Below are 26,009 nucleotides of genomic sequence, written 5' to 3' on the forward strand. Positions count from 1 at the left end.
AGGCTATTTAAAAGATGGTCTGCTTATTTGTTTTCCTCCATTGAAGCATTCGAAATAAAACTTAGTAAAACTACTTTTTAACAATTCAATTGTTTGAAATAATGACCAATGATTTCATAAAAATATTGTTTAAATTGAATTCACGTATTCTTTCTTTATAAGTAAATAACTGAGTAACCACTTTTAATTTACAATTTATGAAAACTCCAAAAGCGATTTTAGCATGTATAGTCATGCTAGTGTTCTGCCTGCCTTTCGTTTCGCAAGCTCAGGAAAAACCAAATATCCTAGTTATCTGGGGAGATGACATAGGTACATGGAACATCAGCCACAACAACCGTGGAATGATGGGTTATAGGACTCCAAATATTGATCGAATTGCCCGTGAAGGCGTGGGCTTTACCGATTATTATGCCCAGCAATCTTGCACCGCTGGACGGGCCGCCTTCATTGGTGGAAATGTACCAGTAAGAACAGGTATGACCAAAGTCGGGATGCCCGGTGCCAAAGAAGGATGGCAAATGACCGATATCACTATGGCGACCGTTATGAAAAACTTGGGATATAGCACTGGTCAGTTTGGTAAAAATCATCAAGGAGATCGTGATGAGCATCTTCCTACTATGCATGGTTTTGATGAATTTTTTGGTAACCTATATCATCTTAATGCTGAAGAAGAACCCGAAAACCTGGATTATCCAACTGATTTGGTTTTAGCAAATGGTAAGACCTTCGGGGAAGTATATGGTCCAAGGGGAGTCATCCACAGTTGGGCAGATGGAAAAGGAGGACAGAAAATCGAAGATACCGGTGCTTTGACGAAGAAGCGAATGGAAACAATCGATGATGAGTCTATTGCTGCCGCAAAGGAATTCATCAAAAAGCAAGTTGAAGAAGGTAAACCATTTTTTACCTGGTGGAATGCTACCCGAATGCACTTTAGGACTCACGTGAAAGAAGAGCATAGAGGAATCTCTGGTCAGGATGAATATTCTGACGGAATGGTAGAGCACGATATGCATGTAGGTGAATTGCTTGCATTATTGGATGAATTGGGAATTGCTGACAATACGGTGGTGATGTATTCCACCGATAATGGACCGCATTATAACACATGGCCAGATGCTGGCACTACCCCTTTCCATGGTGAAAAGAACAGTAGCTGGGAAGGTGCTTTTCGTGTTCCTGCCTTTATAAAATGGCCGGGTAAAATCCCTGCTGGAGAGACTTTAAACGGAATTGTATCTCATGAAGACTGGCTGCCAACTTTTGCAGCTATGGCAGGAGATCCAAACGTAAAGGAGAAAATCATGAATGGAGTGACTATGGGAGGTCGTACCTATAAAAACTACATTGATGGTATGAATCAACTAGATTACCTGACCGGCAAAGTCGACGAATCTCCCCGTAAAGGCTTTATTTATGTGGATGATGCTGGTTCTGTAGCAGCTTTGAGATATACCGACTGGAAAGCTATGTTCTTAGAAAACAGAGCCGATAAGTTACAGATTTGGCTGGAGCCATTTGTAGAACTTAGAGCCCCATATTTATTTAACCTTAGGAGAGACCCGTTTGAAAAGGCTCTTTTAGGTTCAAATACCTATTACGATTGGTATATAGACCGAGCTTATATCTTAATAGCTATGCAAGGATATGCTTTCAATTTCTTATCTACCTTCCAAGACTATCCACCTAGTCAAACAGCAGGGGACTGGAGCTTAAGTAAAGTTGAGGAGCAGATAAACAGCATGGTTAAAGCAAACAATCAGTAAAGATTTTGAACGCCGATATATTAAAAAATCGGCGTTTAATTTTTAAATAAAAAATCTAATTTTGAAGTATTGACAATCAACATTAGAATTATCTATGCAGACAATTGAATGAATGTCGTAAAATGTAGTTGGAATAGTGCTGATTGGGCAAGTGTGCCAAAAAATATGTTCACAGATTATTGAATTTCATTTCAGATTTTATAAATCCTCAGAGACTGAGTTGAAGTCGGAACTTACAGATCTGAAAATATAGTTATTAAAGACATAGGTAAGATTATGAAGTCTTGGTAATCAATTACCCTCGATCAACATCTTTCCTAACTATACTAATTCAATAACCAATTTTGCGTAATAGTTTGATTAATGATTACTTGATAGCCGTTGGAAATCGGATTGATTGACAACGAGTTTAGTGGGATTTGATTTGCATAGAAGTGCTGGGGAATATATCTAAAGAGATAAGCGCTGACTACCTCTGGTGTGATTAGATCATTCTGATCAACGCAAATTACCTCCTGCAATTCACGAAGAACAATGTCAAGCATAACGGATAACTCATTTGTAGAATTTTTCATGCAAAGCCTAGCAACAACAATTGAGGCAATCTAACTTCTCAGCTAACTATTTTGATTCTTTTACTTGTATAATCTGCTGATTGATAATAGTATAATATAATCCAGATAAATTTTACACTAATTGACGTAACTCTAAATTTCTAGTAATTAAGAATTTGTTTGTGCAAATCATCCCTCATGTTGGGCAATTAATGAGTAATTGTGTTTCATGAGGTGATGAAAGTATGGAATACTGACCTATAAGGAGGAGTTTTAAAATTGGTAAACTAATTGTTTGATACAAAATAAGAGATTATGATTATCCATTTAAAGAGTGCTTTGTATGAGAACCAAGTCTATCAGTATTTTCAATTCCCCTTCCCAAAATTCAATTCAGGATGAAATTATATGGTTTCCAATAGGTGTCTGGAGGGAAGTCAAACGTATAGTTTCAACTCTTCAGCGAAATCATACAAGATCTGTAAGAGTGGGAATAAATTGCTCAGAGTTTACTTCAAGGCATGGGGAAATTTGGTATGAGTGGCTTATGGCAGCTTTAGAGAAGAAATTTGACTTAGAGCTTTGTTTTGATAATGAGTGTGGTAGGTCATCTAATAAAGCAGAGCAAAGAAATTCATTTTCTAAAATTGTAACATATTTTATTAACACCTATAGGGATCAGTTTAACAGTATAGAATTGTGTAGGAATCCCCATGATAAATATATTCCACTCACTTCTTCTAAGGATATTCATTCAGATGAACTGGTTAATGCTGCGACACTCGCCGCAAATAAGGGGAAAAGTATAACATTAGGGGGTATTCAGGGCGGAGATTTTGAATGGCTAATGTTACTGATTCAATCTGGGTTTCTTAAAAATGTCGACTTTATACGTCTTGATTCTGACGGCGATCACTGGAGTACTTCTACTAGTTTCCTAGCTGAAACAATATCAAACGTACTTCATGAAAATGGATTGTCAACTCGCGTATTACCTACTTTGCCTGATGCATCCAGTGAATCTGCCTAGGTCAAGATAATTCTATACTCTGAAATACATATTACCGCCAATAATTATGGATTTTTCCTTTAGTCATAGATTATTAATATTAGATAAAGGGTCATAAATTTCAATCTCAGATATTTCTTTTTTATGTTTCACATTTCTCCAGAGTTCCAAAATCTTGAGAAGAAATTAAAAACAATAACCTATAGGTTTAAAACTAAAAGAAGAGCGTAAATGCAAATTTGGAAGGATCTTCTCCTACTCCATGCCTTTGTTTGGTTATCTTGCTGTTCAATACATCCTTTTGCGGAGAATCTCTTATTCCCCACACATGCAACCGGAGCATTGATTGCCAAATGTTTAGACACCAAGGAAAGAACAGGACTTTAAAACATAATTTGCGTATTGCAATAGTTCTATCATTGGTAGCTGGAATAGTAAACGTTTCGGGTTTTCTAGCTTTTAAACAATTGACTACTAATATTACAGGTCATTTTGCGCTTTTTATCAATGATGTTGCAAATTTTGCCCTCTGGAGAAGCTTTTTTTATTTCCTTTATATTTTATCCTTCCTTCTAGGTTCATTTTCATCAGGATTCTTAATTGAAAAATTTAAGGAGAATAAAAGATTGAACGTTTTTCTAATCCCAACATTGATTGAAAGTTTGATTCTAATCTCCGTAGGCATGCTCGGTAATACAATAGAAGTGTATTCGGATTTGACGGTTTGTTGTCTGCTTTTTGCAATGGGCCTTCAAAATTCCTTCGTGACCAAAATTTCAAATGCAGTAGTGAGAACTACGCACCTCACTGGCCTTTTTACTGATTTAGGTATTGATATTTCCCAATTATTCTTTCCTGAAGTTTATCCAAACAGAGAAAAATTGAAAGCAGCTATTAAACTCCGCGTCTCTATTATTTCTTCTTTTTTTGCAGGGGGTATACTGGGTGGTTTCCTTTATTCCAAAGCTGACCTTGAATTAAAAACATTGATTATAGCCGCTTTAATTTTGATAGCAAGCCTATTTTATGACGACTTAAGATATAAAGTAATAATGACAAGGCGTAAGCTCTATCAAAGTAAAACTTGGCATAGCCAGTAGAGAGTTATATTGGTATGAGCTGATGCTATTTTAACTCATCCCCAGCCTTTCATATGTTTCATTCAACGCGTCATAGTCATCTGTAATGACTAAAAGCATATCATTTTCCATTAATGGGGTTTTCCCATTTGGAACAAAATATTTTGAATCCCTTTTTACCATAACCACAATGGTTTTTTCAGGAAGCCGTAAGTCCATCAAATTTCTACCATTGGAAAGCGCTTTTTCAGTCACTTTGAGCTCTGAGGTGATTGACTTGATTTCATCTGAAAACTCAACATCGAAATTTTTGAGCCCGGGCACATTTGATGGCGCTTGGGCAAGGCCTAGAAATTTCGCCATTTGAGAAAGTGTAGTGCCCTGTACTACCAAGGATACTAGTGTACAGAAAAACACAATATTAAACATGAGTCTTGCATTGGGCAGGTCTTCTGCAAGTAGCATAATGGCAAAAATAATAGGTACAGCGCCCCTCAGTCCTACCCATGATATAAAGGTCTTATCTTTTAATGTCATTTTTCGGAAAGGTATTAAACACAGAAAGACGCTCAATGGCCTGCTGAATAAGATCATCACCATACTGATAATAAGACCTGGAATGGCGATAGGTACTAATTCCCGAGGGTTGATTAGCAACCCCAGCGTTAGGAACATAAGGAGCTGGCTCATCCATGCCATTCCGTCGAAGAAGTTGATAGCTGATCTTTTGTGGACAAAACGTGAGTTACCTATCACCAATCCTCCCACATAGACTGCCAGATAGCCATTTCCTTTGATGAAATAGGTAAATGAAAATATAAATAGGCAAAACGTAAGTACCAGGATAGGGTAGAGTGATTTATTGTCAATACCCATTCGATTTATGGTGAACACTGTCAATTTTCCCAGCAAATACCCAGATACTGCTCCCACCACCAATTGAATCAACAAGTTGACCATAGCCATGAGATAGTCCGGTTCAGATCCCATATCTACTATGCCTATGAGTGTGATGGTAAGGACATAAGCCATCGGGTCATTACTGCCGCTTTCCAACTCCAACATAGGACGGAGATTGTTTTTCAGCAATAATCCTTTTGATCTTAAAATTGAAAATACAGATGCAGAATCAGTTGAAGACATGGTTGAGGCCAACAACAAGGACGACATAAAGCCTATTCCTGCTGAGGCCATGGTCATACCTAGCACCAGCCAAATTGCAAGGCCAGTAAGTACCGAAGTAAAAAGGACTCCCAATGTCGCCAAAACAACACCTTGCTTAAGAATAGGTCTGATATCCTCTAACTTGGTATCCATTCCTCCGGAAAAAAGTATGATGCACAAGGCGATAGTTCCTATTACTTGCGCAAGCTCAATATTTTCAAACTCAATGCCCAGTCCATCACTACCAAAGAGCATTCCCACACCTAGAAACAAAAGCAAAGCAGGTACCCCAAATTTATATCCAGCCTTCCCCGCTAGTATGCTAAGAAAAAATAGAATAGAAATACCCAGCAATATAAATTCAATCATAATTATCTAATGGTTAGCTTCTTCATCTACCGATGGTATTAACATGGAGGCTAATATTCCTCCTGCCAGAGAGATTCCAATCACGGCCAATGAGAGCCATTCAGGGATCTCAATATGATGGGAAAAGATCATTTTCAATCCGACAAAGGCAAGAATAGCCACCAGGCTATAGTTAATAAAGCGAAATTTATTCAGCATACGGGAAATAAGAAAATACATGGATCTCAAGCCCATTATTGCCAGGATATTTGAACTGAAAACTATAAAAGGGTCGGCTGTAATTGCCAGGATAGCCGGTATGCTATCCAAGGCAAAAAGAACATCCGTAAGTTCAATGATCACTAATGCCATAAATAGCGGCGTTGCAATCCTAATTCCCATCTTATTTATGAAAAATTTCTCTCCCGCAGTAGAAGCCGTAAATGGGAGCACTTTTCTTAGATTTTTGAATATAAAAGACTCCTTTGGCTTAAATTCATCCCCGTCGGATTTTAGCATTTTAAATGCAGTGAACAATAGGAATGCACCAAACAAATAAATGATCCACTCAAATCGGTTGATCAGGGCTACCCCAAATACTATCATCAGAGCCCGGAAAAGAATAGCTCCCAAAATCCCCCAGAACAATACTCTGTGCTGGTATTTCTCAGGGATTGAAAATGATTTGAAAATCACCGCGATCACAAAAATATTGTCTACACTTAAAGAAAGCTCGATCAAATAGCCTGTAATATATTTTAGAACAGCTTTGTCAGGGGTTAATCCAGTTGGGTTTTTAATATGTTCACCAGAAAATAACCACCAGATGACTCCTGAGAATAAAAGCGCGAGCGAAATCCATATTGCTGTCCAGATGGAAGCTTCCTTTGATTTTATTACGTGGGATTTTTTATTGATGACTGTGAGATCAAGGAATAGAAATACCAAAACACAGAGAATAAATAGTATCCAGACGGTCATAGGTTGAATTGAGTAAATAGGTTGGTAGAATTCATTTATTAAGAAATACAGATGACGTGGTTTTGAAAATTGTTAGATAGGAAGTAATTAACCCATATGGTTTTATTGGCATCTTCCTTTAGCACTGTAATGGTCTGATTGCTGATCATAGCGGGGAAATGTTATAATTTTTTTACCAATATCTTATCTATACGGGGACCATCCTTGTCCAATACTTCCAGTCTATAGCCTTCTACGTCTACATACTTTCCTTCCTCAGGAATAGTCTGCGATTTGTGGAGGATTAGCCCTGCTACTGTAGTGAAACTTTTATTTTTAAAATCCATGCCAGTATCAAAGAACTTTTCAAAATCATGGACAGGAAGCTGGCCATCGATGAGCCAGGTTCCATCTTCCCTTTGCTGAATCTGAAATTCTTCCTGATTGGGTTCCGAAGTGTCTCCCACCAGCGCATCTACTATATCATCCAAGGTGATGATGCCCACTGTCGCCCCATATTCGTCGACTACTATTCCATAGTGCAGTTGCCTGATTTTAAACAGTTCCAGCGCCTGGTAAGAAAACATGGTTTCATTCAGATATAAAGGTTTGTGGGCAATAGTCCTCAGGTCGAATTTATCGGAAAGCCTTTTGTCAAAAAGGTCTTTGACCAGCACCAAACCTACGATAGCATCCAGGTCGTCATTCATGACAAGGGGATAAGCCGAATGCTTTTCTTGGTTGATTTTATCCCGGATAATTTTTTCGTCATCGTTGACATCAAAACACACCATTTCACTTCTGTGGGTGAAAAGACTATTTATTTTCCTGTCCCCAAGTTCGAATACACGCTGCACAATATCCTGCTCTATATTCATGATCTCCCCACCTTCTGCACTTTCACGGATAATGGATTTGATCTCTTCTTCGGATACTGCATTTTCTGATTTGTGCTTTATCCCAAAAAGCCTCAGAAGAAGGTCATTAGAGGCAGTGAGAAGCCATACAAACGGGCTGGTGATTTTGGATAGCAGAATCATGGGCCTGGAAACCATTGCCGCAATGCCTTCGGGGAAGGTCATTCCCAGACGTTTCGGAAATAGCTCCCCAAGTACAATTGAAAGATAAGTGACTAAAAGTACTATTATCCCCACAGCAAGAGGATGCGCGTAAGGTCTCAGAATCTCTATACTAGCTATCCATACGGCAAAGTTCTCGGTGAGATTGTCCCCGCTATATACCCCTAGCAAAATACCGATCAGTGTGATGCCAATCTGTACTGTGGATAGGAACCTACCCGGGTTTGCAGATAGCTCAAGAGCTGCCTTTGCGCCGGAAACGACCCGTTTTTTTTGATTTTCCAGTTTGAATTTTCTAGCCGAGACCAGTGCCAGTTCTGACATGGCAAACACACCGTTCAGCAGTATCAGAAGTAGAATAATTATGATTTCCAAGATTGGTGTGGTTTGGTGAAACTTGAGGTTGGGGCATTTATATAGATTCTTAGATCCTGCACTGGATACGATAGTAAACTTTCAACTTTGAGATCATTGTGCATGATCTCTTTTTATTTTGATAAACTCCCTGATCAAAGGGATGGATGTAATCACTACCAAGGTCATAATGATCCAGCCTAGATAATGGATCAGATCAGGAAAGATGATTTTCAGGAAATATCCGGCCAGCACCAAACTACTTGTCCAGAATATGGAGCCTATCAGATTGTAAACCATAAAAATCCTAAAATCAGATTTGATCAAGCCTAGGCATAGTGGCAGAAATGTTCTGATGACCGGGATAAATCTACCGATAATGATCGCTCCATGTTGTCTTTTTTCAAAATACGAGGAAGCCATATTCAGATACTTTGCTTTGAAAAACAAGGAATCCGGTCGCGTAATAAGCCATTTACCAAGTTTCAATCCCACTAAATAGGAAATAATATATCCCAGAAAAGCTGACGCGGTAATGCATCCCACTAAAGTGTAGATGCTTACATCCAATACAGGCAATCCGCAGAGCATGCCTGCCAAAAACAACAAGGAGTCGCCGGGCAGGAAGAAGCCAAAGAATACTCCGTTTTCGGTAAATATTATGGCCAACAGAAGAATCAATCCTCCCCGGTTAATAATCAACTCAGGATTCAGGATCTCTGTCATGTAAAGAAGAAATTCATGCATGGGTCTGTTTTTGGTTTATAACTTCGAGAATTGATTGAATCGGATCAGTATCCTGTGTGGAAAGGCTCATATTATCTTCATTCTGCAGACCAAATTCTCCCTCCCATTTGGCGATTACACAGGTAGCGAGGCAGTTGCCTACCACATTGACGGATGTCCGGGCCATATCCATCAATTCATCTATAGCCAGTATCAGGAATATAGGAGCCATAGGTAAGTTAAAGCTTGCCGCGGTTCCCATTAGGATGATCAGGGAGGCTCTGGGGATCCCGGCTACCCCCTTGCTGGTCAGCATCAGGGTAAGTACCATGAGTAGTTGATCACCTATTCCCATATGTATTCCTGCTGCCTGCGCCACGAATATGGATGCCAGAGCAAGATAGAGTGTAGTGCCGTCCAGATTAAAACTGTAGCCTGTCGGCATGACAAATGCCACGATTTTCCTCGGAACCCCAAACTTCTCCATGGCTTCCATGGCTTTGGGTAGAGCCGCCTCGGAGCTGGTAGTGGCAAAAGCAATTGAAACAGGTTCGGAGATCGCCTTTATAAATTTGACCACAGGGATTTTCAGCATTAATGCAATAGGCAACAATACCAGGATAAGAAATGCTAAAAGAGCGACATATAGGGTCGCCAGCAGATGAAAGAGATTTAGCAATATCCCCAAACCCATTTCGCCTACGGTATAAGCGATAGCAGCTCCTACGCCGAAAGGTGCGAAATACATAATAATCCGGGTAAAGTTGAACATTACCTCTGATAGGCTTTCGGTGAAGGTGATCATGAGTTGCTTCTTCTTTCCTTCTTTTACCAATGCGAGCCCAATCCCGAAGAGTATACTGAAAATGACTATTTGTAAAATCTCACCTTCTACTATTGATTTGGCGATGTTTTCGGGGAAGATATGTAAGATGACTTCCTGCCAGCTTCTTGCTGTACCTTGAATAGGCACCTCACCCACAGGAAGCTCTATGCCCACCCCTGCCTGGGAGATATTGATGGCCAATAGACCGATCAGCAATGCCAGTGTGGTAACCAGTTCAAAGTACAACAGGGATTTCCAGCCCATCCTTCCTACCTGTTTGAGGTCGGAATGACCCGCAATACCTACCACCAGAGTTCCGAAAAGTAGGGGGGCGATTACAGTTTTTATCAGTTTAAGAAATACCTGGCTGACTACCTTAAGGTTCATTGCCAGTTCTGGAAAGTCAACTCCTATGGCAATGCCTATTACCATACTTCCAAAGATCCATGTGGTGAGTGAGGCCTTCCTGAGGCAATAGCCCACGAGAGCCCCTATCCCTAGCCACCTACTGATTATCAGTATGATTGGAGATAGCAACTCAGGCCAGGCCATATGAATTACTAATATAATTGCAGCTTGTGAAGCCAATACTGACATACTATAGATGGCAGCTTTTGATTTATAACTTATCATGAGACGTATGTGACAACTCAATTAATGATAGAACTACTTAGTGATTTCGGGATCTAATTATGGCAATAGGTCTGGCTGGAATATCCGAGTAGGTGAGCCTAAATTCCAGAGTGTGGGAATTGACCGGTGATCATTCCGTCTGAAGATTTCTAAGCCGATTATGTGGACTCTTGCCTGTGTTTAACAAGTGGCTGAAGCAAGGAACTACTAGACTATTTTACATTAGTCGGTATAGCGGGGATACTACAGAAACCCGACGGCAGATATCGAATTACCGCTGATTGCGGGAATTACAATCCAGACTTTGAATTTTTCAGAAGAGTACCTATTTACTTTTTGGGGCTAAGTAAAATAATGGTGAGGAAAAATAACCTTTAATGTAGTTAGGCTCGGGGTGACATCACGTACTTCTCTCCGATAGTTACGTTCTGTAGAACTTCTGAGAATCGATAAATGAAAATAGGTCAGCGAATAAGCATTCGATTTAAAAAAATGGGAGCTTACTTGGGCTGCGGGTTTTACATTATAAAAGTAATTGGGAAGCGTAATATTTTCATCCAGAAGAAAGCTTGGGGCTTTTGTCAGTTCTGAGGAAACATTATCATAAACGGTGTGTACGGAAGATTCTTGCTCTACAGGGGAAAATCCTGATCCTAAGCTCAGGAAACTGGCTAGATTGAGAAATATGAATAAGATCCCTAAAACTCTCATATCAAATAGTTTCCACCAAAGCTAATGGAATTTGGTTGTATCCTAATGGAGTAAAACTAAAATAATCCATCAGTTCAATAAATATACTAGCACTAGGTAAGTTTAAAAGTTAAATACACATCATCGCCATAACGAAAGAGAATTCGAGATACTGAATTTACCGTTTGAATGAATAGATTAATTTACCCTAAACCTCCTTCGGCCACAAGTTTTTGTTAAGTAAAATAATTACTTATTTCCCCAAATATCTCATAACTGGCGTGGCTGATATTCCATGAACCAAGATTGATAAAGCTATAGTAAGTGCTACAATTGACCATAATTGGTCTTCAGATTCAAATGATATTTCTTTGAATGCATAGGATAGGTAAAAGATAGACCCCAACCCCCTAATACCGAAAAAGCTGATCGCAAGTTTCTCTTTTATCTTAATTTTTGCCCCTATCAAGCTGATTAACGCCATCAGCGGTCGTACAATAAACAGGAATAATAATGCAAAAAGAACCGTCGTCCAGGTAATTTCAGAAATAATACCAAGATACAGTGCCCCACCAAACAAAATTAGAAGAACCGCCACGAAGAACTTTTCTATTTGTTCGGTAAACGAATGCATGGATTTATGGTAATCATGGTCTTTTTCGTAGCCTCTAAGTGTGATTGCGCTAATAAAAACCGCGATAAACCCATATCCATGCAACATTTCGGTAAATCCGTAAGCTACTAATGTCAATGAAATAGCAAGAAAGCCATCCAGGCTTTCCAAAAATCTAAATTTCTTTGAAAAATTGAATACTAGGTATCCAGTCACTTTACCGAGAATAATTCCCACGACGACTCCCAAAATAATCTGATATACAAGATGATAGGAGAACCAGTAAAGTAGCGATGTATCGTTCCCTTCGGCAAGGGCCGCAAAGGTTATGGCTAGCCAAGTGAATGGGAATGCCATTCCGTCATTTAAACCTGCCTCTGATGTAAGTGTGAACCTAGTTTCGGAATCTGATTTTTCATTTGGTGGGCTAACCTGAACATCCGAGGCCAACACTGGATCAGTAGGGGCCAATACAGCACCTAGCAAGAGGGCGGAAGCAAGAGTTAAATCCAGGAAAAAATACCCCAAAGCCGCTGCTGCGATAATACAAAGGAACATCGCAATGAATACCAAGCGCAGCGATAAACTCCAATTTTTTAATGAGAATGACTTATCGATCTTGATTCCCGCTCCCATCAGAGAGATGATAACAATTAATTCTGTTAGATGGAGTATAGCTGATTCATTTTCTTTTGGCAAAGGACTTGGAAGATATTCAGAAAATAGCCAATACAGTATAATCCCTGCGAGCAGATAAAAAACTGAATAAGAAATTCCAATTTTACTGGTTAGGGCAGGCATCCACACCATTGAAAATGAAATCAGGCCTATAATTAAAATTAGGATTATAAATGGCTCCATAAAATATAGCAAAAGATAATTGTGAGGTAGCAAAAAGGCTTCATTCCGCCATATTAGGTTCTGATTTCAATTTTTTTAAAATAAATCTTAATATCTAAAATGATTGTCCGCAATCATACCAGTAAAAGGTAAAAAGCGACTCAAAGTTAGGTAAACACTAGCATTGCTGGCACTTCGGTCACCCGTCATCGGTCTTCCAGCCTGATAAGCAAAGCAAAAGAGGTAACTGACATCATTGCGGATAATCAGAATATTTATTTTCTATGCTTTCCAATAAATAAGCCAAAGCCAAGTTGAAGGTCTTAGAAATTGTTTGTAAAAATCAAGAATTAAAAAGACTCTAACTACTCATGACAAGAATGAGTGTTAAGCGAAAAAAAACTTTGTGAAACTGATGGTTGGGCATAGACGTAAAATCATTATTTTTCTTAGCTAAAAGACTTAATACCATTTGCTCCATTTTATGCAGCTTCTATGTTCTATTACCCACTCAAAAAGCACTGTTAACCTTCCGCAGAGAGATAAATTCAGGCGGTTGCTAATTTTGAAATAGCCAATGGAATACGATATAACCTAATTGGTAAGTGAAAAGTAAATGTGAAAATATAACTCCTTGCTAGCTAATATTGTCGACTTTGACGGAAATTGTAAGGCGCAACCGATGACGCAAAATTTTTGGATTTACTAAGCCAATATTAAGTTCACCACCTTTTAAACATAGCATGAATAAAAATTAATTCTTTAAAACATGAACGATGATACTGCAAAATTTTATGATAAGTTTTATTCGTACTACCCATTGTTGAATATCTTTTTAAAGCCATATAAAAAAAGATTGTTTCAGGAAATTAATAAATGGGAATCGGGAAAACTGCTTGAAATAGGTGTAGGCGATGGCTCCCATTTTCATTTATATGAAACCCATGATATTATTGGTATTGATACTTCAATTAATATGTTAGAACGTGCACGTGAAAAAATCAAGGGCTCTATTGAACTTTACCAGATGAGTGGCGAGGATCTTCGTTTTCAGGACAACACCTTTGACTACATAGTTTTGTGCCATGTTATTTCCGTTGTAGATAATCCTGAGAGGTTATTAGCAGAGTGTAATAGGGTGTTAAAAGAAAATGGACAAATAATAATTTTAAACCATTTTACGCCAAAAAACTGGCTAAGATATATTGATAAGTCTTTTCAGTTTCTTTCTAATTTCTTTAAGTTCAAATCTCTTTTTTATCTTGAAAGTTTGAAAACTCTTTCACAGTTTTCTCTTGTATCCAACATAAGCTTAAGTAAGCTCTCCTATTTTAGGATTTTAATATATGCTAAAAAAAGTTAGGTAGTAATTGGTTATTTTCTAAGTTATTATAAAGATCCTATTAGTGGATCCAAATATATTGTTCAATTAGATGCTATTATTTATATGCAAGTGCCTTGCAAGAAAGGGGCAGAATTGGCTCCTCATCGAGAGTTTCAGCAAATAGATAAATCTTGAAATAGTAAAAACTATTGCTTGTGTGCGTTTTTTTAAATCTGAATCCCTAACGTTATTTTTAATACTTTTCCCGCATTAAAGTCTATACTGTGTGGATTATTTTTCGTAAAGTAAAATGTAACTAATCGCAGTTTTTTGTGAATAAGCTCTCAAGCGACTTAGAAAGCTCACTAGTTAGAGGTCTATTTATTTGATAATAATAAAGCAAATTATTCTCCTCATTAATTATATAAATCGAACTACTAATCAACTCATTATAATTCGTCATGGCTAAGGATCAGGATTTGAAACCTGCATTTGTTTTTAGATAAATGAAAGCAGAAAATGTAAAATGACCTTTTCCAGCGAATTCAATTTCTATAGAAGTTGGACCGAGGACATCTCCACAACAATAGGTGAACTTTACATGGTCTGGATGGGTATAAATGCTGTATTTTACGACATTGATTTAATAATGATTATTCCAATTGAGTCTGTTACCTTTATAAGAAAAATATGAATAGACGCGGGCCGATCGTTATAATTGAGGATGACATAGACGATCAAAAGCTTTTTCAAGAAGCATTCAAATCTTTGAATTATCACAATGAAGTTATTTTTTTTGGGGATGGAGACTCAGCTTTAAAATATTTGACCGAAACCGAAGTCGAGCCATTCATAATGTTCTCTGATATCAATATGCCCATATTAAGTGGAATTGAATTAAGAGAAAAAATTCATCAGAATGAGCAACTTCGTTTGAAGTCCATACCATTTTTATTTTTTTCAACTAGTGCAGAACAAAATCATGTGGTGGAAGCATATTCTAAATCTGTTCAAGGTTTCTTTGTAAAGCCCTCAAGTTTTACAGGATTGAAAGAGACTCTAAAAGTAATTTTAGACTATTGGCTGCAATGTGTTTCACCGAATTACCTCAGATAGCAGCTCATATAGGATGTTTTATCGAAATTGGCAAGATTTGGGTAAGTAGACTGCGGGTGCCTTTGCCGATTACCTGATTACTTTTACAGTTCATAGTCTGTAGGTAGGAATATGTCGTGAGGTCCGAAAAAAGGGATGTTAGTATATTGGTCTCCATTTTAGCTAGCTTAAGATGGCTGCGAAATAAATAACTGGATAAGGCAGATGTGAAAAATAATGCGCTTTGCCTTTTACCCACCAAATCGGAGTAGTCATCGGCTTTTACTTCGCAGACATACTCTTTTTACTATAGTCCTATACAAATCCTTTCAGCGCGTGAAGTAAATCCCGCTTGGTAATAAGCCCACCTTTTCTCCAGAGAATTTTCCCTTTTTTAAAAAGTATGTAATTAGGGATGGAGCGAACTGCAAAATGCTGAGCCATCTGGGGATTTTTGTCAATGTTGATTTTCAACAATTTGATTTTTCCCTCCAGCTCAGATAGTACATCCGCTATAACAGGATCCATGGTATGGCAGGGACCACACCAGTCGGCATAGAAATCGACTAATACAGCTTCCTGACTTTTACTGATAATATCTTTTGGATTGCGCTTTGGCATGGCCGTAAAATAAATAAGCCGCTAATTCTAAAAAATTAGCGGCTTATTTAGTACTAATGGTTAATTAATTTGTAGCTGGAGTAGCCGGAGCTGCAGGCATTTCCAAGCCTAGTTTAGTCAATACCAACTCAGTGAATTTATCTTCTTCTTTAGTATAAAGAAGTATAGGTGCCTGACCTGCTGATTCAGCAAATATATGAGTGTAGTTATTTTCAGCAGCTACTGCATTGATTGCGTTAATCACTTTAGTCTGAACTGGAGAAAGAAGCTCTCCTAATTTTCTCTGGTAGCTCACTTGAGCATCTTGTTCGTATTTCTGCAAAGTGCCTTGAAGAGTGGTTAATTCCTGCTCTTTAGCTGCCCTAGCTTCCTCAGTCATCGTTTGACTTGCCTGTTGGTAAGTCTGTACTTGACGCTGGAAATCTTGAGCTTTGGTTTGAATATTCGTTTGTAGCTGAGTTTCATAATCTTTAAGATCAGCTCCAATTTGCTCCATTTCTGGCATTAGATCCATGATAAATTCTACATTGGTATAGCCAATCTTGACATCTTGAGCCTGAGCTGCGAATCCTACGCAAAGCAAGGCTATTGCGGAAAGGATAACTTTTACTTTCATCATTTCTGTGTTCTATTTATTTGTTTTCTTCTATTCCCAATTCTTCCAGGATGAATTCCGAATAATCGTGTCTAGGGTCTGTATAGATAATTGCCGATGGTTCGGCTGCCTTATCAAATAGCATTGCCAAATTATTTTTACGGGTTACTCGCTCGATAGCATCATAAATTTTGGATTGTAGAGGTTGCATCAATTCCGCTTGCTTTTGGAAATATTCCCCATCTATACCGAAAATCCTGCTATTGAATTCCTGGGATTCTTTTTGTTTCAATTTTATGTCTTCCAGCCTTTGCTGATACATTTCCTCTGTGAGGAGAACTTCCTCTGCTTTTAGCTGAACTGAAAGATCTTTGATCTCTTTGTCCAAATTTTGTGCCTCTTTCTTCCATTCTGAGCTGATGTTCTCTAGCTCTTGTTGGATTATCTTATAGTCTGGATGCTTATTTAGAATATATTCTGAATCTATGTATCCAATCTTTTGGGCAGCTAATGGTGCTACCTGAAGCACGAAGAAGAGCAAAAATACAATTTTCAGTGATTTATTCATGAGTTTGGAAAGTTAAGAATGGCGTTATTACTAGTCATTCTATAAACGTTAATTTTTGCATAAATTAACTATTCCATGCTCTAAATTCATACTTATCTTATTTGCTGGCCGATGGTGAAGTGGAATTGTGAGCCGCTTCGCTGGGTAGATCCTGGAATGGCATCAAATCCATATCCCCAATCAATACCTAATAGGCCAAATGCTGGCATAAAGATTCTGGCACCCGCTCCGGCAGATTTCTTGAGATCATATGGGTTGAAATCTTTATACGATCCCCAGTTATTTCCTGCTTCTGCAAAGGCAAGTACAAAGATGGTCGCCGATGGATTTGGAGATACTAGGTACCTCATCTCCATCACATATTTATTATATACCACACCTCCATATGGTTCAGGATTGGCAGTTCCTCGACTATCTCTACCTGGTGTAATAGATTGATTTTCATATCCACGTAAACCAATAATTTCCTGTCCCAAGGCGAAGTTATTCATGGACATACCGTCTCCACCCATTACGAATCTTTCCAAAGGAATGACACCGATTTTATTGCTATAGGATCCTAGGAAGCCCATGTGAGCTCTTGCGCTTGCCACCAATTTAGTTGAGCCGAAAAGCGGAGTATAGATAGATGCATCAAACATCCACTTGTGATATTCCAACCACTTATACTTTTCTTGGTCGGTCGATTCTTCATCTATGTTTTTATTAAGAGATGAATAGGGCGGAGTGAATGATCCGGAAAGCACAATGTTCGACCCAAATCTTGGGTAGGTAGGGTTATCAAGATTATATCTCGACACTGTAGTATTCCAGGTGATACTGTTTGAGGTCCCTGTAGGATAGCTCAGACCGAAAGAGGTACCAAACTGATCGAATTCATAAACTTGGAATTGAAGGGAGTTGCTAAAATGGAAGTTATCATCCGGCCAGGTTACTCGTTTGGCAAGACCCAATGTCACACCAGTAATTTTGAAGTAACCAAGCTCATCGCCAAAGCTAGCCTGATTGTAGAAATCAACCTGACGCTGCACGGAGTGATTAAATGAGAAGCTCAAAGCATTTGGTTTTTTGCCGCCAAACCAAGGTTCTGTCAAGGACACGGAGTAATTCTGGAAAGATCGTCCGTTTGCCTGCACTCTCAATGATAGCTTTTGACCATCTCCCACAGGTAAAGGGTCCCACTTGGAGAAATCCCCAATGTTACGGATGGAGAAATTGTTGAAAGATAGCCCGACTGTACCAACAAAGCCATAGAATCCACCCCAACCACCTGACAACTCTATCTGGTCATTTGGTCTTTCCTCCAACTCAAATGTGATATCAACTGTCGCAGCTTCGAAATTTGGTCTTAGGTCAGGATTGATTTTCTCAGGGTCAAAGTAACCAAGAGTAGAAAGTTCACGGATAGTACGAACCAGCAATTCCCGGTTGAATTTTTGACCTGGAAGAATCCGGATTTCACGCATGACCACGTGATCGGAAGTACGTTCGTTGCCTTTGATATTTACGCTGTTTACAGTCACCTGAGGACCTTCAAAAATCCTCATTTCCAAGTCAATGGAATCTCCTGCAACATTTACTTCTATCGGTTTTATATCAAAAAACAGGTAACCGTCATTTTGGTAAAGTGAACTTACATCATCTCCCTTTGCCGGGTCATAGTTTAGTCTCTTGTCCAGTTGTTCCTTATTGTAGACATCACCTTTTTGTATACCTAGTTTAGCGAGTAATACCTGATCTGGGTGAATGAAGTTACCGTTGAAAGTGATATTTCTGTAGTAGTATTTACGGCCCTCTTCCAGAGCGATGTCAATGTTTATTTTATCCTGACTGAATTTGTATACGGAGTCAGCAGTGATTTTGGCATCACGATAACCCCTACTTTGATAGAAATTGATCACATTATCCTTGTCATTCCTATATTCTTTTGGAATGTACTTAGAGCCGCTGAAGAAATTGAGCTTGAAATTTTTATTGATATAATTTTTCACGTCCTCTTGAGAGGCAGAATCAGTATATAGTACAGTGTTTTTGATATCTTCTGCACTTGCATCAGTCAATCTTGAATACCCATCTTTGAAGATGCTAACTCGTGCATGCTCTTTGGTCTTTTTGAGTTTCTTTTTAAGCTTGGTATCACTCAGCTCCTCATTGCCATAGAATTCTATAGCATTGATTCTGACCTTTGAATTTTGCTCTACATCAAAAATCAATTTAACGGAGTTTGGAAGGGTGGTATCTCTTTCCTGTCTGATTTTTACATCAGTATTCATAAAACCCTTGTCCAGATAGTATTTCTCTATCGTTCTCTTGGCATTGTTGAGCACATCATCTCTTACTACCCGTCCACGGATATTTACTTTGTCCCGAAGCTCACTTTCCTGGGTTTTATTCATTCCTGAGAATTCCACCCTTGAAAATCGGGGTCTCTCAGTCAAGTCCAGAAGAAGGTAAATATCATCACCTTCTATTTTGGTGACGAGGATTTTCACATCACCGATGATACCTTGTCCCCAAAGCTTTTTCAAAGCACTGGAAATAGCTTCACCAGGTACATCTATTTTATCGTCTAATTTCAATCCTGATAGGGAAATAATAGCGATTTCATCCAAAGTCGTAAGGCCTACAGCTTTTATTTCTGCGATTCTATAGGTTTTGGGCTTGGCGTAGTTGAGCTCCAGAATATCGACTGGCTTGCTTGTGGCATAGCGACTTTGACCCAAACGTATTTGCGCCATTGCTGAACTTGCCCAAATCAGACAAAACAGAATCAGTAAACTTTTTTTCATTAATTACTTAAGATTTAACTTGCTCACCCGTTTTGCCAAATCTCCTTTCCCGTGATTGGTAATCGGAAACTGCAGCAAAGAGGTGTTCTCTTCTAAAATCCGGCCACAGCACAGGAGTAAAATACAACTCCGTGTAGGCCAATTGCCAAAGCAGAAAATTGCTGATTCGGTATTCTCCGCTGGTTCTGATCATCAATTCCGGATCAGGATATGCGGAGGTTTCCAAATGGTCGGCCATTACTTTTTCGTTAATGTCCTGAACATTCAATTTTCCTTCTGAGACTTTTTGAGCAATGTGTTTAGCTGCATGAGTGAGCTCCCAGTGTCCACTGTAGCTTAGGGCTAGGATCACTTTGAGTCCGGTATTCTTAGAGGTGATTTCCTTCACCTTTATGAGTGTTTTATAAGCTGACGGCGGTAGACTTTCTACATCTCCGATACTTTCTAGCTTGAAGTTGCCATTCATCAGCATCGGGATCTCATCAGACATCGTCTTCACGAGAAGCTCCATGAGTCCGTCTACTTCAGCTTTGGGTCTAGACCAGTTTTCTGTCGAGAAGGAGAATAGAGTAAGATATTCTACACCTAAACTATCTGCTCCCTCTATAGCTTCTCTAACTGCTTTTGTAGCATTTTTATGCCCAAATATGCGCATTGCACCTTTTTTAGTGGCCCAGCGTCCATTGCCGTCCATGATAATTGCAATATGCTTTGGGATATTATTAGTGTCAGATACTTCTTTCATTCCAGCGGTCTCTGGTCCCTTACCTTTTTGGAGATACAAAAATGCCATTTCTTTTCCAAATATTAGCCCGAGGGCTCGATTTATTAATATGCGTAGCATTTGGTAGTATTGATAGTATAGCTAATCGTTACTCCCAAGAAGTAGTACCAATCCTTGTCATACGCATTTCCAAAATTTATTCCGTAAGGTTCATCTGGGTTATAGGCATCCTGGAATCTAGGTATGGCTGGCTCTGTACTATCTATTTTGTCTAAATAATCAGTTAGAGTAGGCCTAAAACCTAATTCAGCAGCTAATGTCAACCGGTCATTCAACTGATATTTGACACCTCCGCCGAATGGAATAACTACCGTGCCGACATTATAACTGGAATAGCTATTTAAGGCATAAGTATTTCCCTTTGCAAAAGCATAAGAATATCCTATTCCAAAGAATGCATAGGGGGAAAACCGGAATTGTGAATTCGGAGTTAGGTAGTTCAGGAAATTAAATTCCATTACTGCCGAGGCTTCGACTATTCCGGCTTTAAACCGCGCATCTCTGACCTCAGCCACCCGATCTATAGGTTTCGTGCTATCTGCCGCACTTATAAATGCAGAACTCAATGCAAGTCGCAGTGACCACACATTGTCAAAATTTCTCTTGCCAAACAACGTGCCTTGAAGTCCTAAATGACTAGGGTTAATTTCCCGAACGATATCGCCAGTGTAAGTAGCGGTACCTAAACCAATCCCTATTTCGTATTCCTGAGCCTGCGTTTTTTCGCTAATGCTGAAAAAAAACAATAGAAACACAACTAAGTTACTGATAATCTGAAAATTGACCTTTTTCAAGACGGTGCAAGATATGAAGTAGCTAACGTTTAAAAAACGCATCTCAGTATTTAGCGGGTTAATAATTGTTAAGCTCAAATTGGCTGGTTCTTTTGGATTCTAAATCAGTTTCGCATGTCAAATCCCCAATTTAGCTTTTGTCTTAGTGTATCAAAGAAATGATAATGAGGCAACTTTACCAATTTTGCTGAGAAGTTTTCCTTCTTCACACTAAGCTTGACTTCTGAGGAAATTGATGTGGAACGCGAATCCAAAGATATTAAGAATTTTTCTGCCCTCCCCTCTATTTCAAAACTGATCTCGCTTTCATCTGAAACTATAATAGGGCGAACGTTTAAATTATGGGGGCTTACTGGTGTGATTACCAGATTTTTAGCTTCTGGAGAAATAAGTGGGCCACCACAGCTCAGTGAGTAGCCGGTAGAGCCTGTAGGCGTGGAAACAATCAACCCATCTGCCCAATAACTATTCAGATACTTACCATCTATATAGGTATGAACTGTTATCATCGAAGAAGTATCCCTCTTGTGAATGGTGAATTCGTTCAGTCCAAAATTCAGCCCATTGAATAATTTGCGGTGGCTGTGTAGTGAAATTAAGGTCCTCGATTCGACCTGATAATTGTCTGTGGCTAGGTCAGTGATTGCTTCAGAAATCTTTTCTGTAGCGGCAGTAGCTAAAAAGCCGAGTCTTCCCGTATTCAAGCCCAAAATTGGGACTTCAAGATCTCCTATCTGGCAGACAGCATCCAATAATGTACCGTCTCCTCCGATTGAAATCACGAAATCCATAGATGACATATCCTCCCGGCTTTCCAGCACCCAATAGTTTAAACCTTTATATCCCACCATTCTCAACTGCCTGTCAAATTGCTCCGTGACAAAAATTTCAAATTGATGCTTTGTGAGTTCGTTGAAAAGTGACTGAACCTTTGAAAACAATTCTGCTTTCAAAACCAAGCCGTGAAGTGCGACTTTCATGTCCTAAATATCTAAAAATCTGAGCAAGTTACCGATTCTATCTTCCTCGCTGCTTACCCCTGATTCTTCCTGATAGTGATCTATGATCTTATACCCAAATCTTTCCAGCGTGGCTTTAATATGGCGGAGTTCGGTCTGGTCAAGTTTCAACGTTAACTTGATCTTACTGTCATCCAGCGGATCGGTCGTAATGAATGAACTCAGGACTTTGGTGTTCTCAGATTCTATAATTCTGGAGATTTCTGACAGACTGTAATCGGTCATAGTCAGGGATAAAATTACCACGCTCCCTTGTGATTTGATAGATAAACTATCTGCAAATGCAGCAATGGAATCTTCCATAGTTACAATCCCAAGATAATTTGACTGTCTATCCAGCACCGCTACTATATTGGAATTCTGCTCGGAACTGACCCGCAACACGTCATAGATATGCTTGTCGGAGTACACCCAGCAGTCAGGATTTGATGGAATGATATCCGAGATCAATGCTTCGGAGTTATTTATTTCAAAAATCGTTTCTTCCTTTATAAGCCCCAAAAAAATCCCTTTGTCAATAACAGGGAGTACGTCAGTTCTGATTTCTTCCATCCAAGCTAAAGCCATTCCGGTTTTGTCGGAAAGCTTCAATGGTGGGATCAGATTGTTGATGTATTCGTAAGCGTGCATAGAAGAAAGATAGGGAATGAATTTAGATTTTAAAACGCCACAACCGCTAATCTTGTTCCTTTTAGGTCAAAAAACCTCCCAGACCTCCCGTTTTATAGCAAGAAATTATTATAAATGATTCCCAGTATGACCCCTCCGGCTATGATGACAGGCGAGGATATTTTAGTGAATTGAAGTAGGGCGTAAGTGGCCAGGATAAATAAGATATTCAAGCCATTTGCCTCCAAAGGCTCGAATAGCAAGTATGCTGCGGCGATCAGCATTCCACAGGAAACTGCATTAATTCCTTCCAATGCCGCACGGACAGGGCGATATTTCTTTAACTGATCCCAAAACCTAATCACGAAGAAGATGAGAAATATGCCGGGTAGAAAAATTCCTGCAGCCGCTATAAAACCTCCTACAAAAAAACCCATCGTGCCAAATTCCCGCATGGATAAAGCCCCTACGTAAGAAGAAATACTAAATGTGGGCCCCGGAACTCCCTGGGAAATAGCATATCCGGTAAGAAATTCTTCTGAACTCAAAAAGTGTTTGAAGTCTACAAATTCTGTATATAAATAAGGGACAAGGACTTGCCCGCCACCAAAAATCAGGCTCCCATTTCTATAGAAGTTCTCAAATAAAATAATAGGTTGATATTTTGTCACGGCTCCCAATACTGCCGCTAATACTAAAACTCCCCCCCAAAGGTAGAAATTGGCCCATTCGATTTTTAGTGGTGCATCCTTTTCCAGTTTGGGTTGTTGCTTGTATTTGATGGAAGTGCTCAGTCCTCCTATGACTAACAATATCGGGAAAATATAGGGTGAACTATAGAAAAATGATACAAATGCCGAAATCAATACAAGAACCATTGCCTCAGTAGTATTGATTGTTTTACCGATTATTTTTTGTGCAGCAAAAATGATAAATCCGATAGCCATAGGCTGGATAAACCGTGCGAAATCCAATGCTCCTGGGGTGTTCTCCTGAAGAAAGTAAATCAGCATAGCTGCTGAAATCATAAGAAGCGTGGCTGGCAAAATCCAAACCAAAAGCGCTAGATAAGCCAGGTTGGGACCGCCTACTCTATAGGCAATTGCACAGACCAGCTGAGTGGAAGATGGGCCAGGGAGCATATTGCAAAGTGCATTTAGCTCCCAAAGCTCATCCTCCGTAATATAGGCCCTTCTCTCCACCATTCGCTCAAGAAGCATCGCAAGAAAGGCTTGCGGCCCCCCAAATGCAGTAACAGAAAGCGTAATAATATCTTTCAAAAATAAATAGTACCGGACTTTCTTTACCGACATCTCTTATTTTCTCAATCCTAGTTCGCGAAGTCTCTCTTCCAGAAACTCTCCGGCAGTAGCGTCATCAAATTGTTTTGGATGCTCAGCATCCACGCAACTATCAAGGCATGTAAGATCCATCTCAGAGCGGGGATGCATAAAAAATGGAATGGAATACCTGCTGGTATTCATTTTTTCCCTAGATGGATTTACCACACGGTGAATGGTAGACTTCAGTTTTTTATTGGTCAGCCGCTCCAGCATATCGCCTACATTTACTACGAGTTGATCTGGAAGGGCAGTGATTGGTATCCATTTCCCATCCATTCGCTTCACCTGAAGTCCATCTGCACTAGCCCCCATGAGTAAGGTGATCAAATTGATATCTCCATGCTCAGCAGCGCGTACTGCATCAGCAGGGACTTCATCAGGGTTTTCTATAGGGAAATAATGTATTTGCCTTAAGATCGAATTGCCATAAGCCACCTTGTCTTCAAAGTATTCTTCATCCAAATCCAATGATATAGCGATCGCCTTTAGCATGGCTTTTCCTGCACTTTCAAGGGTGCGGAATGCTTCATTTGCATCATTCTGAAACTCCGGAATTTCCGATGGCCAGATATTTGGAGGGTACTCAGACTTGATAGGGTCGGAGTCGGGAATCCGGCTCAGTTCCTGCCCCACATGGTAAAATTCCTTTAAATCTCCTGTGTTTCTTCCTTTGGCATGCTCTTTTCCCTTACCAGTATAGCCGCGCTGAAATCCGATTTCCGGTTTTTCATACTTGGATTTGATATCATCGGGAAGCTTGAAAAAATCTTTTATCGATCCATAAAGCCTATCTTGAAGATCCTGTGACAAGCCATGATTCTTAATTGCCACGAATCCAATGTTTTGATAAGCTTCTCCTAATTTCTGCACAAATGCAGCCTTTTGTGCTGGATTGCCGGAAGTGAAATCAGCTAAATCTAAACTTGGTAACTCTTCAAATAGGATTTCCATATGGGTTAGTATTATAGTTTAACGTCTAATTTATCTTTAAAATTAAATATCTTTAATTTCAATTTACATGCTGTATGAATAAAATCCTGACTTTACTCTTTTCGATTTTTCTTTTCTCAGCCTGTTCTTCCGAAAAACAACGCGTGAATGAGGAGGTAGTAGAAGTGCCCGCAACTATTGATGCACCTACGGCGGATGCTCCAAAAGTTAAGTTCTATCAGTATGAAGATCAGGCTGCCTACCCTGATGCCATTCTGGAATTATTCACGCCTTTAGGTCAGCAGGTCTTTAAGCCGGGTAAAGTTCCTTTTGAATTTAATGTTAAAAATTTCCCCTTTGAGCTGACTGCAACCAAGGAATTTAAGCTGTTTAATATTTTGAATGGGGGGGATCCAGTAGGCTTTTATTCTCCGATATTTCAAAGAGATCTTAAACAAGGTAGCTATCGTGTGGTAGCATACTTGGTAGATGAGGAAGGATTGGCTCTGAAAAACTTCGGAAACTATGTGGATAGAGATTTCCAGGTAGGTGAGTCCAGACCGATCCCTTACTCTGCAGAACCATATCTTGCATTGAATTATCCCAGATCAGAGCAAATTTACGAGCCAGGAAGCGAGGTGATAATTGATTTTCTGGTAGTAGGAGGGGATATGAAGCTGGATGGACTAAAGGTTCAGATTGAAGTCAATGACCTAAAATATGAAATTGATCACATGGCTCCGGTAAGAATAGAAAATTTACCTCCTGGCTCTTACCAAGTGAAAGTTCGGTTGTTACATTCAAGTGGAAAAGAACTTGAAGGGCCATTTTCAAGTGTGAGTAAAGCCATCATTGTTCGCTAACATGCTTATCTTTGGGACTTCAATTTCA

General features: G+C 39.3%; 23 protein-coding genes. 6 read left to right on the forward strand and 17 right to left on the reverse strand.

Annotation, left to right across the window (positions count from 1 at the left end):
- Nucleotides 1–197 precede the first annotated feature (197 nt).
- Complete coding sequence (locus tag AACZ73_RS05180; RefSeq protein WP_339876006.1) at nt 198–1,772, forward strand: arylsulfatase; 1,575 nt, start codon at nt 198–200, stop codon at nt 1,770–1,772.
- A 326-nt stretch (nt 1,773–2,098) separates the two neighbouring features.
- On the opposite strand, the gene AACZ73_RS05185 is transcribed toward AACZ73_RS05180, so the two are convergent.
- Nucleotides 2,099–2,347 carry a hypothetical protein gene (locus AACZ73_RS05185; RefSeq protein WP_339876008.1) on the reverse strand — a complete coding sequence of 83 codons (249 nt, stop codon included), beginning with the start codon at nt 2,345–2,347 and terminating at the stop codon, nt 2,099–2,101.
- A 322-nt stretch (nt 2,348–2,669) separates the two neighbouring features.
- Between AACZ73_RS05185 and AACZ73_RS05190 the strand changes: the two genes are divergently transcribed.
- Together AACZ73_RS05190 and AACZ73_RS05195 are read left to right on the forward strand one after the other, a co-directional pair.
- Nucleotides 2,670–3,356 (forward strand): hypothetical protein, encoded by a 687-nt coding sequence (locus AACZ73_RS05190; protein ID WP_339876010.1) that lies wholly within the window; start codon nt 2,670–2,672, stop codon nt 3,354–3,356.
- Between the two features lie 332 nt (nt 3,357–3,688).
- Nucleotides 3,689–4,435 (forward strand): YoaK family protein, encoded by a 747-nt coding sequence (locus AACZ73_RS05195; RefSeq protein WP_339876011.1) that lies wholly within the window; start codon nt 3,689–3,691, stop codon nt 4,433–4,435.
- A gap of 30 nt (nt 4,436–4,465) precedes the next feature.
- On the opposite strand, the gene AACZ73_RS05200 is transcribed toward AACZ73_RS05195, so the two are convergent.
- The 6 genes from AACZ73_RS05200 to AACZ73_RS05225 all read right to left on the reverse strand — a co-directional run bounded on the left by AACZ73_RS05200 (nt 4,466) and on the right by AACZ73_RS05225 (nt 12,668).
- A complete protein-coding gene (locus AACZ73_RS05200; protein ID WP_339876012.1) occupies nt 4,466–5,947 on the reverse strand; it encodes a potassium/proton antiporter in 1,482 nt (493 codons plus the stop codon).
- A 6-nt stretch (nt 5,948–5,953) separates the two neighbouring features.
- Complete coding sequence (locus AACZ73_RS05205; protein ID WP_339876013.1) at nt 5,954–6,907, reverse strand: TerC family protein; 954 nt, start codon at nt 6,905–6,907, stop codon at nt 5,954–5,956.
- A gap of 161 nt (nt 6,908–7,068) precedes the next feature.
- Complete coding sequence (locus AACZ73_RS05210) at nt 7,069–8,340, reverse strand: hemolysin family protein (protein WP_339876015.1); 1,272 nt, start codon at nt 8,338–8,340, stop codon at nt 7,069–7,071.
- A 93-nt stretch (nt 8,341–8,433) separates the two neighbouring features.
- Nucleotides 8,434–9,066: a VTT domain-containing protein gene (locus tag AACZ73_RS05215; RefSeq protein ID WP_339876017.1), complete on the reverse strand. Its 633-nt coding sequence runs from the start codon at nt 9,064–9,066 to the stop codon at nt 8,434–8,436.
- On the reverse strand, nt 9,059–10,504 hold the full coding sequence (locus AACZ73_RS05220) for a cation:dicarboxylase symporter family transporter (RefSeq protein WP_339876019.1): 1,446 nt from the start codon (nt 10,502–10,504) through the stop codon (nt 9,059–9,061). Before AACZ73_RS05220 ends, AACZ73_RS05215 begins: the two co-directional genes overlap by 8 nt.
- Nucleotides 10,505–11,447: 943 nt before the next feature.
- A complete protein-coding gene (locus tag AACZ73_RS05225) occupies nt 11,448–12,668 on the reverse strand; it encodes a sodium:proton antiporter (protein ID WP_339876021.1) in 1,221 nt (406 codons plus the stop codon).
- A 748-nt stretch (nt 12,669–13,416) separates the two neighbouring features.
- On the opposite strand from AACZ73_RS05225, the gene AACZ73_RS05230 reads away from it, so the two are divergent.
- Together AACZ73_RS05230 and AACZ73_RS05235 are read left to right on the forward strand one after the other, a co-directional pair.
- Nucleotides 13,417–14,010, forward strand: coding sequence for a class I SAM-dependent methyltransferase (locus AACZ73_RS05230; RefSeq protein WP_339876023.1), 594 nt, complete (start codon nt 13,417–13,419; stop codon nt 14,008–14,010).
- A 651-nt stretch (nt 14,011–14,661) separates the two neighbouring features.
- A complete protein-coding gene (locus AACZ73_RS05235; RefSeq protein ID WP_339876025.1) occupies nt 14,662–15,087 on the forward strand; it encodes a response regulator in 426 nt (141 codons plus the stop codon).
- A 294-nt stretch (nt 15,088–15,381) separates the two neighbouring features.
- Here the strand turns inward: AACZ73_RS05235 and trxA are convergent, their stop codons facing one another.
- The 10 genes from trxA to AACZ73_RS05285 all read right to left on the reverse strand — a co-directional run bounded on the left by trxA (nt 15,382) and on the right by AACZ73_RS05285 (nt 25,139).
- Nucleotides 15,382–15,687: a thioredoxin gene (gene trxA / locus AACZ73_RS05240; RefSeq protein WP_339876026.1), complete on the reverse strand. Its 306-nt coding sequence runs from the start codon at nt 15,685–15,687 to the stop codon at nt 15,382–15,384.
- Between the two features lie 64 nt (nt 15,688–15,751).
- Nucleotides 15,752–16,306 (reverse strand): OmpH family outer membrane protein, encoded by a 555-nt coding sequence (locus tag AACZ73_RS05245; protein ID WP_339876028.1) that lies wholly within the window; start codon nt 16,304–16,306, stop codon nt 15,752–15,754.
- Nucleotides 16,307–16,319: 13 nt separating this feature from the next.
- Complete coding sequence (locus AACZ73_RS05250) at nt 16,320–16,850, reverse strand: OmpH family outer membrane protein (protein WP_339876029.1); 531 nt, start codon at nt 16,848–16,850, stop codon at nt 16,320–16,322.
- 92 nt (nt 16,851–16,942) lie between these two features.
- Nucleotides 16,943–19,639, reverse strand: coding sequence for a POTRA domain-containing protein (locus tag AACZ73_RS05255; protein WP_339876031.1), 2,697 nt, complete (start codon nt 19,637–19,639; stop codon nt 16,943–16,945).
- A gap of 7 nt (nt 19,640–19,646) precedes the next feature.
- Nucleotides 19,647–20,384 (reverse strand): isoprenyl transferase, encoded by a 738-nt coding sequence (locus AACZ73_RS05260; protein WP_339876349.1) that lies wholly within the window; start codon nt 20,382–20,384, stop codon nt 19,647–19,649.
- A gap of 83 nt (nt 20,385–20,467) precedes the next feature.
- On the reverse strand, nt 20,468–21,217 hold the full coding sequence (locus tag AACZ73_RS05265) for a DUF6089 family protein (protein WP_339876032.1): 750 nt from the start codon (nt 21,215–21,217) through the stop codon (nt 20,468–20,470).
- A 104-nt stretch (nt 21,218–21,321) separates the two neighbouring features.
- The gene (locus AACZ73_RS05270; protein ID WP_339876033.1) at nt 21,322–22,197 is read right to left on the reverse strand and encodes an NAD kinase; all 876 of its coding nucleotides are present in this window, start codon (nt 22,195–22,197) and stop codon (nt 21,322–21,324) included.
- Nucleotides 22,198–22,200: 3 nt separating this feature from the next.
- Entirely contained in the window at nt 22,201–22,866 is a 666-nt protein-coding gene (locus AACZ73_RS05275; protein ID WP_339876034.1) for a CBS domain-containing protein, read from the reverse strand.
- Between the two features lie 92 nt (nt 22,867–22,958).
- The gene (gene chrA / locus AACZ73_RS05280) at nt 22,959–24,158 is read right to left on the reverse strand and encodes a chromate efflux transporter (protein ID WP_339876035.1); all 1,200 of its coding nucleotides are present in this window, start codon (nt 24,156–24,158) and stop codon (nt 22,959–22,961) included.
- Between the two features lie 3 nt (nt 24,159–24,161).
- Nucleotides 24,162–25,139 carry a 2-oxoglutarate and iron-dependent oxygenase domain-containing protein gene (locus AACZ73_RS05285; protein WP_339876037.1) on the reverse strand — a complete coding sequence of 326 codons (978 nt, stop codon included), beginning with the start codon at nt 25,137–25,139 and terminating at the stop codon, nt 24,162–24,164.
- A gap of 74 nt (nt 25,140–25,213) precedes the next feature.
- Between AACZ73_RS05285 and AACZ73_RS05290 the strand changes: the two genes are divergently transcribed.
- Nucleotides 25,214–25,981, forward strand: a complete 768-nt coding sequence (locus AACZ73_RS05290) for a hypothetical protein (RefSeq protein ID WP_339876038.1) — start codon at nt 25,214–25,216, stop codon at nt 25,979–25,981.
- Nucleotides 25,982–26,009: the final 28 nt, after the last annotated feature.

Origin of the sequence: uncultured Algoriphagus sp. (assembly GCF_963974835.1) — a bacterium.
Classification (GTDB): domain Bacteria; phylum Bacteroidota; class Bacteroidia; order Cytophagales; family Cyclobacteriaceae; genus Algoriphagus.